Raw genomic sequence first — 15000 nt, forward strand, 5'->3', positions numbered from 1 at the left:
GCGTTATCGATCTGGTCGAATGCACGAGCAGAACCACCGTAGGTTTTAGCCAGAACGGTAGTGATTGCAGCGGTCAGGGTAGTTTTACCATGGTCAACGTGGCCGATAGTACCAACGTTGACGTGCGGTTTTGTACGTTCAAATTTTTCTTTAGACACGGCTATATTCCTTACTATAGTGCTCTCCCCTCTGGAGAGAGCACGGGACTTAGGTTTTAATCCTGTGGATTACTTACCACGGGCTTCAATAACGGCCTGAGCAACGTTGTTAGGCGCATCATCATACTTCAGGAATTCCATGGTGTATGATGCACGACCTTTGGTCAGAGAACGCAGCTGAGTTGCATATCCGAACATTTCAGACAGCGGAACTTCAGCGTGGATCTTAACGCCAGTTACTTCGGATTCCTGACCACGCAGCATACCGCGACGACGGCTCAAGTCACCGATAACGTCACCGGTGTTCTCTTCAGGAGTTTCTACTTCAACCTTCATGATTGGCTCAAGCAGAACTGGTTTTGCTTTCTTAAAGCCTTCTTTAAAGGCAATAGACGCAGCCAGTTTAAACGCCAGTTCAGAGGAGTCAACGTCGTGGTAAGAACCGAAGTGCAGACGGATACCCATGTCAACAACCGGATAGCCAGCCAGAGGGCCCGCTTTCAGCTGTTCCTGGATACCTTTATCAACGGCTGGGATGTATTCGCCAGGAATTACACCACCTTTGATGTCGTTGATGAACTCGTAACCTTTCGGGTTAGAGCCCGGCTCCAGTGGGTACATGTCGATCACAACGTGACCGTACTGACCGCGACCACCAGACTGCTTAGCGTGTTTACCTTCAACATCGGTAACTTTCGCGCGAATCGCTTCGCGGTAAGCAACCTGAGGTTTACCCACGTTCGCTTCAACGTTGAATTCACGCTTCATACGGTCAACGATGATGTCCAGGTGCAGTTCACCCATACCAGCGATGATGGTCTGGTTAGATTCTTCATCAGTCCATACGCGGAATGATGGGTCTTCTTTCGCCAGACGGCCCAGAGCCAGACCCATTTTTTCCTGGTCAGCTTTGGTTTTTGGTTCAACCGCGATGGAGATTACCGGCTCAGGGAATTCCATACGCTCCAGAATGATCGGGTGATCCGGGTCACACAGGGTGTCACCAGTGGTCACGTCTTTCAGACCGATAGCTGCAGCGATGTCGCCCGCACGAACTTCTTTGATCTCTTCACGTTTGTTAGCGTGCATCTGTACGATACGGCCAAAACGTTCACGCGCCGCTTTCACGGAGTTCAGGATGGTGTCACCAGAGTTAACCACACCAGAGTAAACGCGGAAGAAGGTCAGGTTACCCACGAATGGGTCGGTAGCAATTTTGAACGCCAGTGCAGAGAACGGCTCGTCATCACTTGCGTGACGCTCAGCCGGAGTATCTTTACCGTCGTCCAGGATGCCGTTGATCGCAGGAACGTCAACCGGGGATGGCAGGTAGTCAACTACCGCATCCAGCATCGCCTGAACACCTTTGTTCTTGAACGCAGAACCACAGGTTACCAGGATGATTTCGTTGTTCAGAACGCGCTGACGCAGAGCTTTTTTGATCTCTTCTTCAGACAGTTCTTCACCACCCAGGTATTTCTCCATCAGCTCTTCAGAAGCTTCAGCAGCGGATTCGATCAGGTTCTGGTGCCATTCGTCAGCCAGGTCCTGCATCTCAGCCGGGATATCTTCGTATTCGAAGGTAACGCCCTGGTCTGCATCGTTCCAGTTGATGGCTTTCATTTTCACCAGGTCGATAACGCCGGTGAAGCCTTCTTCAGCACCAATTGCCAGCTGCAGCGGAACAGGGTTCGCGCCCAGACGGGTTTTGATCTGGCCAACAACTTTCAGGAAGTTAGCACCCATACGGTCCATTTTGTTAACGAACGCGATGCGTGGAACTTTATATTTGTTCGCCTGACGCCATACGGTTTCAGACTGTGGCTGAACACCACCAACTGCGCAATAAACCATTACCGCGCCGTCAAGAACACGCATGGAACGTTCTACTTCGATGGTGAAGTCAACGTGGCCCGGGGTGTCGATGATGTTTACGCGATGCGGTTCGTACTGCTTAGCCATACCTGACCAGAATGCAGTAGTCGCTGCGGAGGTGATGGTAATACCACGCTCCTGCTCCTGTTCCATCCAGTCCATGGTGGCTGCGCCGTCATGAACTTCACCGATTTTATGGTTTACACCGGTGTAGAACAGAATACGTTCGGTAGTAGTGGTCTTACCGGCGTCGATGTGCGCACTGATACCGATGTTACGGTAGCGTGCGATGGGTGTTGTACGAGCCATTTGATTCCTCGTTTGTTTCTTTAGGCGTTCAGTTAAGTTACCCAGAGCGGGCAGCTTCTCTGAAGCGCCCGCCTGGTGACTAATACTCCGAAGGGATTACCAACGGTAGTGTGCGAACGCCTTGTTGGCTTCTGCCATACGGTGAACGTCTTCACGTTTCTTAACTGCAGTACCTTTGTTTTCTGCAGCATCAGAAAGTTCGTTCGCCAGACGCAGAGCCATGGATTTATCACCGCGTTTACGAGCAGCTTCAACGATCCAACGCATTGCCAGGGCATTACGACGAACCGGACGAACTTCAACTGGAACCTGATAAGTAGAACCACCAACGCGGCGGGACTTAACTTCTACAGTTGGGCGAACGTTGTCGAGAGCGACTTCGAAAGCTTCCAGTTCATTTTTACCAGAACGCTGAGCCAGGGTCTCCAGCGCGCTGTATACGATTGCTTCTGCAGTAGATTTTTTACCATCTACCATCAGGATATTTACAAATTTTGCCAGCAGTTCTGATCCGAACTTCGGATCTGGAAGAATTTTACGCTGACCAATGACGCGACGACGTGGCATGGGAATACTCCGTTGTTAATTCAGGATTGTCCAAAACTCTACGAGTTTAGTTTGACATTAAGATAAATCAGTTTGGCCTTACTTAACGGAGAACCATTAAGCCTTAGGACGCTTCACGCCGTACTTGGAGCGAGCCTGCTTACGGTCTTTAACACCTGAGCAGTCCAGCGCACCACGAACGGTGTGGTAACGAACACCCGGAAGGTCTTTAACACGACCGCCACGGATCAGGATCACGGAGTGCTCCTGCAGGTTGTGACCTTCACCACCGATGTAGGAAGTCACTTCGAAACCGTTAGTCAAACGCACACGGCATACTTTACGCAGTGCGGAGTTTGGTTTTTTAGGAGTGGTGGTATATACACGAGTACATACGCCACGTTTCTGCGGGCAGGCTTCCAGCGCAGGCACGTTGCTTTTTGCAACTTTGCGTGCACGTGGTTTGCGTACCAGCTGGTTAACTGTTGCCATTAAATAGCTCCTGGTTTTAGCTTTTGCTTCGTAAACACGTAATAAAACGACCTCATACAATATGAGGACGCGAAATTTTAGGGCTACGTCGAAAAGGTGTCAAGAAATATACAGCGATCTCAAATCACCAGTTCATTTGACTGGCGTGCGTCACAGTAAGATTGACGAAATCAGTATAGCCAACCACGTCAATTTTGGCTGAAATTTGACCAGAAAGACCCCGCGCATCCAGATCGTCCTTCAGCGCAGAGACCGTTATGGGGGCATTCGTGAGAATTTCAACGAAACGTCCACCTTCAAGTGCAGCGAGCACGCCATCCTGAATCAGCAGCAGATCGTCACCTTCGCGCAGCATGCTCAACAGCGTGTCGATATCACATTGCCATGGTGAATGGCTGAGAATATGGAGCATGGAAGCCTCAGAAAGTCAGAATGGTGTCGTAGTGGGATAGTTGTTCACGCAGTGCTGCGGCAGGTAAGGTCGTCACATCCAGCACAAAAGGCGTCTTATCGCTTAAACCGCGCGCCGTTAAAGAGTCGGCACAGACATAGCAGGTTTCGATATCGTAAAGCGGCAGCACTTTGAAGGTGGCGATGTAGTCGCGCGCCAGAATGGCCTGCGGCTGTTGGCCCGCCAGAAGCTGAAGCACGCCGTCCCCCAGAAAGAAGACACCGATATCTTCTGTTAACGCCGATGTCGCAAGCAGCGCATCCAGGCCTTCGCGGCCAGAGGTGCTGCCGTGCGGCGCAGAAGAAAAAACAAATGCCACACGCTTCATCAGAATTGCACCAATCTGTCGCAGGTTAACGCCGCCTGAGCCAATGCGCCCAGACCACTCAACGAAAAACCAGGCTGCAGGTTAGCGCCTGATAATCCCAGGCGCTCGGCTTCGGCTGCATCCGTCACGCCGCGACGCAGCGCCGCCGCCACGCAGATATGCAGCTCAACGCCCTGCTTTTCATTTAACGCCTGCCAGGCGCGGACCAGATCAAACTCGTCGCTCGCCGGCGACGTAAACTGGTTCGCGTTATACACCCCTTCCCGATAGAAGAAGACGCTCGCCAGTTCGTGTCCGGTCGCCAGCAGCGCATGCGCAAACTGCAGCGCGCTGCTGGCCTGTTGAGTCCCATACGCCGGGCCCGTCACCATTAATGCAAAACGCATTACTTATCTTGCCCCACGAAATCGCCGCTTTTGAACTGACGGATGTAGAGGTAAACCGTATGCTTGGAGATGTTCAGACGATCGGCCACCTGGTTGATGGCATCTTTAATGTCGAAAATCCCTTTCTCGTAGAGATTGAGTACGATCTGGCGATTCTTGGCGTTGTTCGATACGTTGCGGTCAGCATTGACCTCTTCAATGGTGAACTCAAGCGTCTGCGTGACGAGATCTTCAACGGAGGAGGCAAAGTTAACAGAAGAGCCAACGTCTGGCGTTTCTGGCGGAATAAAGGTGCTCATGATCTGCGAGAATGGCACATCAAGGTTCATGTTGATGCACAGCAGCCCAATCACACGATGCTCGCGATTTCGAATCGCGATGGTTTCTGATTTCATCAGCACGCCGCTTTTGGCGCGGGTGAAATAACATTTTGAGACGCTGCTGTCCGCGCCGGTCATGTCATGCAACATACGCAATGCAAGGTCGGTAATTGGCGAACCAATTTTACGGCCGGTATGCTCACCATTAGCAATGCGGATGGCGGAACACTTCAGATCTTGCAGGGAGTGCAATACGATTTCGCAGTGGGAACCAATGAGCATCGCTAACCCGTCCACTACCGCTTCATAGGATTTCAGAATATCGAAGTCGGTCTGGTCAAAAGGACGTTGATCCAGCAAATCAAGTTCACTGGTTTCGTTGGTTAAAAGCGACCTGGACATGAAAAAAACACTCCTTTTCAGGAGCCTGTCGTTAGGTTTTCAGGGCAGGCTCATTATCTACACGGACAACTAAATTAATACAGCGTGCCTAACGCTTTCCAGTGTTAATTATATCTGCCCCACAATAAAAAACCGCCGCCTTAAAAGGCGGCGGTTTGCATCACATTACTTCTTAGCGTCTGTCGCAGCTTTCTGATCTGCCTGCGCTTCCGGTTTCGCATCCGCTTTCGGCGCTGGTTTGATGTCCAGCAGCTCTACGTCGAAGACCAGCGTGGAGTTTGCCGGAATACCCGGGACGCCAGTTTTGCCATAGGCCAGATCCGGTGGGATAACCAGCTTGATTTTGCCGCCTTTTTTGATGTTTTTCAGGCCTTCAGTCCAGCCTGGGATCACACCGTCAAGACGGAAGGAAAGAGGTTCACCACGGGTGTAAGAGTTATCGAACTCTTTACCGTCGATCAGCGTACCTTTGTAGTTCACCACAACGGTGTCGCTGTCTTTAGGCGCATCACCGGTACCTTCTTTCTCAACTTTGTACACCAGACCAGTAGAAGAGGTTTTCACACCCTTCTCTTTAGCAAAGGTGTCGCGGTAGGCTTTGCCTTTCGCTTCGTTGTCTTTAGCGTCCGCTTCCATCTTGGTCTGAGCGGCACCCTTCACGCGCGCTTCGAACGCCTGCAGAGTCTGTTCGATTTCCTGGTCAGACAGTTTGCTCTTATCAGCAAAAGCGTCCTGAACACCCGCGATCAGCTGGGCTTTGTCCAGTTTGATGCCCAGTTTCTCTTGTTCTTTCAGAGAGTTTTCCATGTAGCGGCCCAGAGATGCGCCCAGTGCGTAGGCGGATTTCTGGTCGTCATTTTTGAACGCCGCTTTGCTGTCTGCAGTGGCAGCAGGCTTCGCAGCAGTATCAGCAGCGAATGACAGCGGCGCGTTCAGTGCAACAGCCATCGTCGTCGCCAGCAGCGTTACTTTAAACAGTGATTTCATCCATATCTCCAGGGCCTGGGGACTCTCACCCCAGCGTTAAACGTAAATGAGTGACGTACTATAAAACGTTGCGGAAGAAATCTACAGACAGACACTTCCAATTCTCGCCACTTTTCAGACTATTTTTGTTTAAATAAGTTTCTTGCCAACGGGATAGAGACTGCACTTAAGGATAAACTCAGTTAAACTGCGCCGCCGCTGGGCCAATATGGCGTATCAGATATAAACGAGGTGAATGATGAAGGACACAATGATAGAAGCGAGAATGGCTGAGCTGGAAAGCCGCCTGGCTTTTCAGGACATCACCATCGAAGAGCTTAACCAGACCGTGACCGCGCACGAACTCGAAATGGCGAAACTGCGGGATCATATGCGCCTGCTGACGGAAAAGCTGAAGGCGACGCAGCCGTCAAATATTGCCTCTCAGTCGGAAGAGACGCCACCACCTCATTATTGAGGCGTAAAAAAAGCGGGATTATCCCGCTTTTTTATTTTCCGCATGACGGAATTAGTGGCAACCGCAGCCGCCGTTGCCGCAACCACCTTTACCGTGGCCGTGGTCATGACCATGGTCGTGGCCGTGACCACCGCAGCAGCCGTCGTGGCCGTGATCGTGATCATGGTCGTGACCATGCGCACCGTGAACGTGGCCATGGGCCAGCTCTTCTTCGGTCGCTTCACGGATCGCAACAACTTCTACGTTGAACTTCAGGTTCTGGCCAGCCAGCATATGGTTGCCGTCAACTACAACGTGGTCGTCTTCAACTTCAGTGATTTCAACAGGAACCGGACCTTGGTCAGTTTCAGCCAGGAAGCGCATGCCAACCTGCAGCTCGTCAACGCCCATGAACACGTCTTTAGGAACGCGCTGAACCAGGTTGTCATCATACTGACCGTAAGCGTCGTTTGCGCCTACAGCAACGTCGAATTTATCGCCAACTTCATGACCTTCCAGCGCAGTTTCCAGGCCGGAAATCAGGGAACCGTGACCATGCAGGTAGTCCAGCGGCGCACTCACCGGAGACTCATCAACCAACATACCGTCTTCTGTACGTACCTGATAGGCCAGGCTGACCACCAGGTCTTTTGCTACTTTCATGATATCTCCTGAGCGTGGGAAAATTGCTGGCGCAGATTGTAGCGGAAATCTGCACCCGTGTACCCTTAAGCTTAAAAAAACTCAGAGCATATCGCTAGTCTGGATGAAAAATGCCGATCACTTGCTCTTCTTTGCGAACGTGATCGCGTGCTTCTTTGTCGGCCTCACGCATCTGGTGACCGCACTTAACGCACTCAACTATATCAATATTATTTTCGCGCCACATGGCCAGCGTATCTTGAGCCTGGCAAGACGGGCACTTTGCACCCGCGATAAAGCGTTTACGTACAGCCATCTTTCGTTACCCTTTATTCAAATTCATCCCAGCCGTCGAGCTGGCGTCGTTCCTGCTGCATCTCTCGCTGAAAAATCTCCTCCAGCTCGCGACGCGCTTCCCGCACGCGGGAGATCTGCGCCGTATCGCTATGTACCGGCATTAATTCGCGCAGCATGCGCATATCCAGCCGGCGGAAGTGCATCTGGGCGCGCTGCGCCTGGTGAGGATGCATGCCAAGCGAGATCAGCGCCTTGCGCCCCAGCTCCAGCGCACTGGAGAACGTCTCACGGGAGAAGTGTTTCACACCTGCCTGCAACAATTCGTGAGCTTCAACACGCCCCCGGGCACGCGCCAGAATATTCAGGTGCGGGAAATGCTGCTGGCAAAGATCCACCAGCTTCATCGTGTCTTCCGGGTCGTTACAGGTAATCACGATGGACTCTGCCGCTTCTGCCCCGGCCGAGCGCAGAAGCTCAAGCTGAGTGGCATCGCCGTAATAGACCTTGTAGCCATATTTGCGCATCAGGTTGACCGCGCTGATATCGCGCTCCAGCACCGTAATGCGCATTTTGTTCGCCATCAACAGGCGGCCAATCACCTGCCCGAAGCGGCCGAAGCCCACGACGATCACCTGCGGCTTATCGTCTTCTACCCACGGCGCTTCATCTTCATCGTCTGCCGGATTCAGGCGGCGCGACAGGAGTTTATCCACCATCTTCATCAGCAGAGGCGTGGTCATCATCGACAGCGTTACCGTCACCAGCAGCAGCGCCATCTGGTCATCTTTAAACAGCTTCTGGGAGGAGGCGGTGGAGAACAGCACAAACGCAAACTCGCCACCCTGGCTCAACACGCTGGCAAACTGCATGCGTTCCGAACTGCGCAACCCGTAGATACGCGCCATGACGTACAGCACCAGCATTTTCACCGCCACCAGGATCGCAACACTCACCGCAACCCAGAGCAAATGGGTATAAAGCACGCCAAGATTGAGCGCCATTCCCACCGAAATAAAGAACAGGCCTAACAGCAGCCCTTTGAAGGGATCGATGGCAATTTCCAGTTCGTGCCGATATTCACTCTCCGCCAGCAGCACGCCGGCAATAAAGGTGCCCAGCGCCATCGACAGCCCCAGCGCGTCCATAAACAGCGCCGAGCCGAGCACCAGCAGCAGCGTCGCGGCGGTAAACACCTCGCGCACGCCCGAGGCGGCAATAAAGCGGAACACCGGACGTAACAGGAAACGTCCGCCAATCAGCATGCCCGCGAAGGCCAGCACCTTCATGGAAATTTTTGCCCAGTCGAAGTGATCGTCGCCCGAGCCCGCCAGCAGCGGCACCAGCGCCAGCGCCGGGATCACCGCTAAATCCTGGAACAGCAGCACCGAAAAGCCCAGCTGTCCGGCCTCATTGCGGTTCATCCCCTTGTCGCGCATCAGCTGCAGCGCCATCGCCGTTGACGACATTGCGAGACCAATCCCGCCAATCACCGCCGCCTGCCAGGAAAAGTTGGTCAGCATTAACAGGCCAGCCAGAATCGCGGCGCTAAACAGCACCTGCGCGGCGCCCACGCCAAAGATAGAGCGTCGAAGCTGCCACAGCTTCGAGGGGTTCAGTTCGAGGCCGATGATGAACATCAGGAACACCACGCCGAGCTCCGAGAAGTGGAGAATTTCATCCACGTCGCTGATGAAACCCAGTCCCCATGGGCCAATGGCGATCCCCGCGAGCAAATACCCCAGCACCGCCCCGATACCGATACGCGCAGCAAGCGGCACCGCGACGACGGCGGCAAATAAAAACAGCACCCCGGCGAGGAGTAAATTCGATCCTTCCATTAACGACCTCCTGCCGGAATCGGTGATGCCAGCCATTCGCCGTAGGCTCTGGCGTGGCTTGCGAGCGCTTTCGGATCCTGACGCCGCGCCCAGTAAACAATAATCGGGCTCATCCAGTGCATGCGGCACATGGCCGCCGTCAGCTCGAACGGCCTCAGGATGTCGCTCATGGGGTAGCGGTTCAGCCCGTCGTGACGGTAAGCGCTTTCGGGTTCACCGGTGGTGATCACACTGCGCCAGTACTTTCCCGCCAGCTGGTTGCCCCCCACCCCGCTGGAGAAGCCCCGGCTCAGCACGCGGTCCAGCCACTCTTTCAGCAGCGCCGGACAGCTGTAGGTATAGAGCGGATGCTGGAACACAATCACGTCGTGCTGACGCAGCAGTTCCTGCTCGTAAGGAATATCGATAAAGAAATCAGGATAGTGCGCGTAGAGATCGTGCACCGTGACGTTACTGAGCTGTGTGGCCGGCTTAAGCAGCACCCGGTTCGCCACCGAGTCCTGAGATTCCGGATGGGCATACAGCAGCAGCACTTTCGCTGTCTGAGACATCACTCCCCTCCCGGTTCTGTTTTTGTGTATTGTTGTCGTTTTGGGCTACCATGGCGGCCCGGTGGGGAAAATGGCCCACACCTTACATTATCATAATGACAAATTAACATAGTCGGAACATACGGCGCTTCTATGATTGTTTTCTCCTCGTTACAAATTCGTCGCGGCGTGCGCGTCCTGCTGGATAACGCCACTGCTACCATCAACCCGGGCCAGAAAGTGGGTCTGGTCGGCAAAAACGGCTGCGGTAAATCCACCCTGCTGGCGCTGCTGAAAAACGAGATTAGCGCGGATGGCGGTAACTTTACCTTCCCGGGGAACTGGCAGCTCGCGTGGGTAAACCAGGAGACGCCAGCCCTGAGCGAACCGGCGCTCGACTATGTTATCGACGGCGATCGCGAATACCGTAAGCTCGAAGCGGAACTCAACGCGGCCAACGAGCGCAACGACGGTCACGCCATCGCTACCGTTCACGGCAAGCTGGACGCCATCGACGCGTGGACCATTCGCTCCCGCGCCTCCAGCCTGCTGCACGGCCTGGGCTTCAGCAATGAACAGCTTGAACGCCCGGTAAGCGACTTCTCCGGCGGCTGGCGCATGCGCCTCAACCTGGCGCAGGCGCTGATCTGCCGCTCAGACCTGCTCCTGCTCGATGAACCGACCAACCACCTCGATCTCGATGCGGTTATTTGGCTCGAGAAGTGGCTCAAGAGCTATCAGGGCACTCTGATTCTCATCTCCCACGACCGCGACTTCCTCGACCCGGTGGTGGATAAAATCATTCATATCGAACAGCAAACCATGTTCGAGTACACCGGCAACTACAGCTCTTTCGAGCGCCAGCGCGCGACGCGCCTTGCCCAGCAGCAGTCGATGTATGAAAGCCAACAGCAGCGCGTGGCGCACCTGCAGAGCTTCGTGGATCGCTTCAAAGCTAAAGCGTCAAAAGCCAAGCAGGCCCAGAGCCGCATCAAGATGCTGGAACGCATGGAGATGATTGCCCCGGCGCACGTGGACAACCCGTTCCACTTCAGCTTCCGCGCGCCGGAAAGCCTGCCGAACCCGCTTCTGAAGATGGAAAAGGTCAGCGCGGGTTATGGGGATCGCATCATCCTCGACTCTATCAAGCTTAACCTGGTGCCGGGTTCGCGCATTGGCCTGCTGGGGCGCAACGGCGCCGGTAAATCAACATTAATTAAGCTGCTCGCGGGCGAGCTTAACCCAACCAGCGGTGAAATCGGCCTGGCGAAGGGCATTAAGCTTGGCTATTTCGCCCAGCATCAGCTGGAATTTTTACGCGCGGATGAATCCCCGATTCAGCATCTGGCGCGTCTTGCGCCGCAGGAAATGGAGCAGAAGCTGCGCGACTACCTCGGCGGCTTCGGCTTCCAGGGCGATAAGGTGACCGAAAACACCGAGCGTTTCTCGGGCGGCGAAAAAGCCCGTCTGGTGCTGGCGCTGATCGTCTGGCAGAAACCCAACCTGCTGCTGCTCGATGAACCGACCAACCACCTGGATCTCGACATGCGTCAGGCGCTGACCGAAGCGCTGATTGAGTTCGAAGGCGCACTGGTTGTCGTGTCGCACGATCGCCACCTGATCCGCTCCACCACCGACGATCTCTACCTGGTACACGGCGGCAAAGTCGAACCGTTCGACGGCGATCTTGAAGACTACCAGCAGTGGCTCACGGACGTACAAAAGCAGGAAAACCAGCCGGAAGAGTCAGCGAAAGACAACGTCAACAGCGCACAGTCGCGTAAAGACCAGAAGCGCCGCGAAGCGGAACTGCGCACCCAGACCCAGCCGCTGCGTAAAGAGATTGCCCGTCTTGAAAAAGAGATGGAAAAGCTCAACGCCACGCTTGCCGCCGTCGAAGAGAAGCTGGGCGACAGCGACCTGTACGATCAGAGCCGTAAAGCGGAGCTAACGGATTGTCTGCAAACGCAGGCGAAAGCCAAATCCAGCCTCGAAGAGTGCGAAATGGCATGGCTGGACGCGCAGGAACAGCTGGAAGCGATGCTGCAGGCAGACTGAATTTTTACCCCGTTGTGCGAACGGAATCTATCTCTGGTTCGGAAATCCAGGCTAAACGGGGTACAATTCGGAAAGTATAGTGAATTTCTGACAAGAATTAGCATCGTCCTTATGACCCAAATCATTCCATCAGACTTCGACATTACAGCCGAAGACAGCACCGAGTTCGTGCCCATGCGCGGCGTGACCAACTGCCATTTGCAGACCATGCTGCCGCGGCTGATCCGCCGCAAGGTCCAGTTCACTCCGCACTGGCAACGGCTCGATCTGCCGGACGGTGATTTTCTGGATCTCGCCTGGAGCGAAGCGCCGGAACAGGCTCTTCATAAGCCGCGTCTGGTGGTTTTTCACGGTTTAGAAGGCAGCCTGCACAGTCCGTATGCGCATGGGTTAATTGAGGCCGCCAAAGCGCGCGGCTGGCTCGGCGTGGTGATGCATTTTCGCGGCTGTAGCGGCGAGCCGAATCGTCAGAAACGCATTTATCACTCGGGTGAAACCGAAGATGGCACGTGGTTTCTGCACTGGCTGCGGGAAAATTATGGCACCGCGCCAACGGCCGCCGTGGGCTACTCGCTGGGCGGTAATATGCTCGCCTGTCTGCTGGCCAAAGAGGGCGAAAGCGTACCGCTGAATGCGGCAGTGATTGTCTCCGCACCGTTTATGCTGGAGCAGTGCAGCTACCACATGGAAAAAGGCTTTTCTCGCGTCTATCAGCGCTATCTGCTCAACCTGCTGAAAGCCAACGCGGCGCGAAAGCTGAAGGCCTATCCGGATACCCTGCCGGTAAGCCTGCGCCAGCTGAAAAAGGTACGCTGCATCCGCGAATTCGACGATCTGATCACCGCCAAAATTCACGGCTTCGCCGATGCTATCGACTATTACCGACAGTGCAGCGCCATGCCGCTGCTCAGCAAAATCACGCAGCCGACGCTGATTATTCACGCCAAAGATGACCCGTTCATGGATCATCACTCTATTCCCGCGCAGGAATTCCTGCCTGACAACGTTCACTACCAGCTGACCGAACATGGTGGCCACGTGGGGTTCATCGGCGGCACGCTGCGCAGGCCGAAAATGTGGCTGGAAGCGCGCATTCCTGACTGGCTGACTCCTTATCTGGATGGTGCAAAATGATCATTCCCTGGCAGGATCTGGCTCCCGAAACGCTCGATAATCTGATTGAAAGCTTTGTATTACGCGAAGGCACCGATTATGGTGAACATGAGCGTTCGCTTGAGCAAAAGGTCAACGATGTAAAACGCCAGCTGAAAAGCGGCGACGTGGTGCTGGTGTGGTCAGAACTGCATGAGACGGTCAATATCATGCCCCGCAACGCGTTTCACGGCTGATCTTCCAACCTTTTCCGTCAGGGAGTTGCTATGTCTGCCAGACATCCCATTATTGCCGTTACGGGGTCGAGTGGTGCGGGAACCACCACCACCAGCCTCGCTTTTCGCAAGATTTTCGCCCAGTTGAATCTCCGTTCGGCGGAGGTCGAAGGCGACAGCTTTCACCGCTACACGCGTCCGGAGATGGACATGGCGATCCGCAAGGCACGCGATCTGGGTAAACACATCAGCTACTTTGGCCCGGAAGCCAATGATTTCGGCCTGCTGGAGCAAACCTTCCGCGAATACGGTCAGAGCGGTACCGGGCAGTCCCGTAAGTATCTGCACACCTACGACGAAGCCGTACCCTGGAATCAGGTGCCGGGCACCTTTACCCCCTGGCAACCGCTGCCGGAACCCACCGACGTGCTGTTTTATGAAGGATTGCACGGCGGCGTTGTCACACCTCAGCACGACGTGGCGCGCCATGTGGATCTGCTGGTCGGGGTGGTGCCGATCGTTAACCTGGAGTGGATCCAGAAGCTGACGCGCGACATGAGCGAGCGCGGCCATTCGCGCGAGGCGGTAATGGACTCGGTGGTGCGCTCCATGGAAGATTACATCAACTATCTCACGCCGCAGTTCTCCCGCACGCACATTAACTTCCAGCGCGTGCCGACGGTGGACACTTCCAATCCGTTCGCGGCGAAAAGCATCCCGTCGTTGGATGAGAGCTTTGTGGTGATCCACTTCCGCAATCTTGAAGGCATTGATTACCCCTGGCTGCTGGCGATGCTGCAGGGCTCGTTTATTTCCCACATGAATACGTTAGTGGTTCCCGGTGGAAAAATGGGGCTGGCAATGGAGCTGATCATGACGCCGCTGGTGGAGCGACTGATGGAAGGGAAGCAGATCGCGTGAACATGTTCCCTCTCCCCGTGGGAGAGGGTTAGGGTGAGGGCATCAACACGCACGATGCCCCAATAATTAAGCCTCGATCACTTCATACGAATGGGTGATTTTTACCGCTTTCTCCAGCATTAACGCCACAGAGCAGTATTTCTCCGCAGAGAGATCCACCGCGCGTGAGACCGCCGCGTCTTTCAGTTCTTTCCCGGTGACAACAAAGTGCAGATTAATGTGGGTAAACAGGCGTGGCGCCTCTTCGCGACGCTCTGAGGTGAGTTTAACCTCGCAATCCGTCACGTCATGACGGCCTTTTTGCAGAATCGACACCACGTCGATCGCGCTGCATCCGCCTGCCGCCATCAGCACCATTTCCATTGGGCTTGGAGCTTTATCGCCGGAGTTACCATCCATCAAAATCTGGTGTCCTGATGCGGACTCGCCCAGGAACGTTAAACCTTCAACCCACTTCACGCGCGCTTGCATATTCATTAACTCCAACGTTGCATTTTTGGTGACAGATTACGCGTGCGTTACATTTCTCGCAATGGAAGGCGACCTGCATCATGCTGAAGCGAGACACCAGGAGACACGCGGCAAAAGCTATGCTAAAACACTCAGGATGCTACAGTAATACATTGACGTTACACATGTATGCAGAGGACATCAAACTTTACTGGCTGCGAAACGTTACGACAGCCGACTTCCCAG

At 54.4% G+C, this 15000-nt stretch carries 19 protein-coding genes; 5 read left to right on the forward strand and 14 right to left on the reverse strand.

Going from position 1 to position 15000, the window contains the following annotated elements; genetic code table 11:
* The 9 genes from IM291_RS21045 to fkpA all read right to left on the reverse strand — a co-directional run.
* A partial coding sequence (locus IM291_RS21045) for a GTP-binding protein (RefSeq protein WP_227507214.1) occupies positions 1-158 on the reverse strand: 158 nt, incomplete at its 3' end.
* 69 nt (positions 159-227) lie between these two features.
* The gene (gene fusA, locus IM291_RS21050) at positions 228-2342 is read right to left on the reverse strand and encodes an elongation factor G (RefSeq protein WP_028014637.1); all 2115 of its coding nucleotides are present in this window, start codon (positions 2340-2342) and stop codon (positions 228-230) included.
* A 96-nt stretch (positions 2343-2438) separates the two neighbouring features.
* Positions 2439-2909, reverse strand: coding sequence for a 30S ribosomal protein S7 (gene rpsG, locus IM291_RS21055; protein ID WP_003861706.1), 471 nt, complete (start codon positions 2907-2909; stop codon positions 2439-2441).
* Between the two features lie 96 nt (positions 2910-3005).
* Positions 3006-3380: a 30S ribosomal protein S12 gene (gene rpsL, locus IM291_RS21060; RefSeq protein WP_000246815.1), complete on the reverse strand. Its 375-nt coding sequence runs from the start codon at positions 3378-3380 to the stop codon at positions 3006-3008.
* A 124-nt stretch (positions 3381-3504) separates the two neighbouring features.
* Positions 3505-3792, reverse strand: a complete 288-nt coding sequence (gene tusB, locus IM291_RS21065) for a sulfurtransferase complex subunit TusB (RefSeq protein WP_041911943.1) — start codon at positions 3790-3792, stop codon at positions 3505-3507.
* Positions 3793-3799: 7 nt separating this feature from the next.
* Positions 3800-4159, reverse strand: a complete 360-nt coding sequence (gene tusC, locus IM291_RS21070; RefSeq protein ID WP_045630323.1) for a sulfurtransferase complex subunit TusC — start codon at positions 4157-4159, stop codon at positions 3800-3802.
* Entirely contained in the window at positions 4159-4545 is a 387-nt protein-coding gene (gene tusD, locus IM291_RS21075; protein ID WP_048998959.1) for a sulfurtransferase complex subunit TusD, read from the reverse strand. The genes tusC and tusD overlap by 1 nt, the downstream gene beginning before the upstream one ends.
* Positions 4545-5267 carry a transcriptional regulator gene (locus IM291_RS21080; RefSeq protein ID WP_014885489.1) on the reverse strand — a complete coding sequence of 241 codons (723 nt, stop codon included), beginning with the start codon at positions 5265-5267 and terminating at the stop codon, positions 4545-4547. The genes tusD and IM291_RS21080 overlap by 1 nt, the downstream gene beginning before the upstream one ends.
* Positions 5268-5432: 165 nt before the next feature.
* Positions 5433-6254, reverse strand: a complete 822-nt coding sequence (fkpA, locus tag IM291_RS21085; RefSeq protein WP_023331457.1) for an FKBP-type peptidyl-prolyl cis-trans isomerase — start codon at positions 6252-6254, stop codon at positions 5433-5435.
* A 238-nt stretch (positions 6255-6492) separates the two neighbouring features.
* On the opposite strand from fkpA, the gene IM291_RS21090 reads away from it, so the two are divergent.
* Complete coding sequence (locus tag IM291_RS21090; protein WP_028014642.1) at positions 6493-6711, forward strand: protein SlyX; 219 nt, start codon at positions 6493-6495, stop codon at positions 6709-6711.
* A 51-nt stretch (positions 6712-6762) separates the two neighbouring features.
* Here IM291_RS21090 and slyD read toward each other — a convergent pair whose 3' ends face one another.
* From slyD to kefG, 4 genes are all read right to left on the reverse strand, one after another.
* The gene (slyD, locus tag IM291_RS21095; RefSeq protein ID WP_192987591.1) at positions 6763-7353 is read right to left on the reverse strand and encodes a peptidylprolyl isomerase; all 591 of its coding nucleotides are present in this window, start codon (positions 7351-7353) and stop codon (positions 6763-6765) included.
* A gap of 94 nt (positions 7354-7447) precedes the next feature.
* On the reverse strand, positions 7448-7648 hold the full coding sequence (locus IM291_RS21100; RefSeq protein ID WP_003861689.1) for a YheV family putative zinc ribbon protein: 201 nt from the start codon (positions 7646-7648) through the stop codon (positions 7448-7450).
* 13 nt (positions 7649-7661) lie between these two features.
* Positions 7662-9467, reverse strand: coding sequence for a glutathione-regulated potassium-efflux system protein KefB (gene kefB, locus IM291_RS21105; protein ID WP_048998960.1), 1806 nt, complete (start codon positions 9465-9467; stop codon positions 7662-7664).
* Positions 9467-10018, reverse strand: coding sequence for a glutathione-regulated potassium-efflux system ancillary protein KefG (gene kefG / locus IM291_RS21110; RefSeq protein ID WP_006812200.1), 552 nt, complete (start codon positions 10016-10018; stop codon positions 9467-9469). The genes kefB and kefG overlap by 1 nt, the downstream gene beginning before the upstream one ends.
* Positions 10019-10150: 132 nt before the next feature.
* On the opposite strand from kefG, the gene IM291_RS21115 reads away from it, so the two are divergent.
* The 4 genes from IM291_RS21115 to IM291_RS21130 all read left to right on the forward strand — a co-directional run bounded on the left by IM291_RS21115 (position 10151) and on the right by IM291_RS21130 (position 14304).
* The gene (locus tag IM291_RS21115) at positions 10151-12055 is read left to right on the forward strand and encodes an ABC transporter ATP-binding protein (protein ID WP_192971928.1); all 1905 of its coding nucleotides are present in this window, start codon (positions 10151-10153) and stop codon (positions 12053-12055) included.
* Between the two features lie 111 nt (positions 12056-12166).
* The gene (locus IM291_RS21120; protein WP_063438499.1) at positions 12167-13189 is read left to right on the forward strand and encodes a hydrolase; all 1023 of its coding nucleotides are present in this window, start codon (positions 12167-12169) and stop codon (positions 13187-13189) included.
* A complete protein-coding gene (locus IM291_RS21125; RefSeq protein ID WP_013099053.1) occupies positions 13186-13404 on the forward strand; it encodes a YheU family protein in 219 nt (72 codons plus the stop codon). Before IM291_RS21120 ends, IM291_RS21125 begins: the two co-directional genes overlap by 4 nt.
* 30 nt (positions 13405-13434) lie before the next feature.
* Entirely contained in the window at positions 13435-14304 is an 870-nt protein-coding gene (locus IM291_RS21130; protein WP_028014646.1) for a phosphoribulokinase, read from the forward strand.
* 66 nt (positions 14305-14370) lie between these two features.
* On the opposite strand, the gene IM291_RS21135 is transcribed toward IM291_RS21130, so the two are convergent.
* A complete protein-coding gene (locus tag IM291_RS21135; RefSeq protein ID WP_008503018.1) occupies positions 14371-14775 on the reverse strand; it encodes an OsmC family protein in 405 nt (134 codons plus the stop codon).
* Between the last annotated feature and the right edge of the window lie 225 nt (positions 14776-15000).

It is taken from the genome of Enterobacter cloacae complex sp. P27C, assembly GCF_014895705.1.
In the GTDB taxonomy this organism is placed as follows: domain Bacteria; phylum Pseudomonadota; class Gammaproteobacteria; order Enterobacterales; family Enterobacteriaceae; genus Enterobacter; species Enterobacter bugandensis.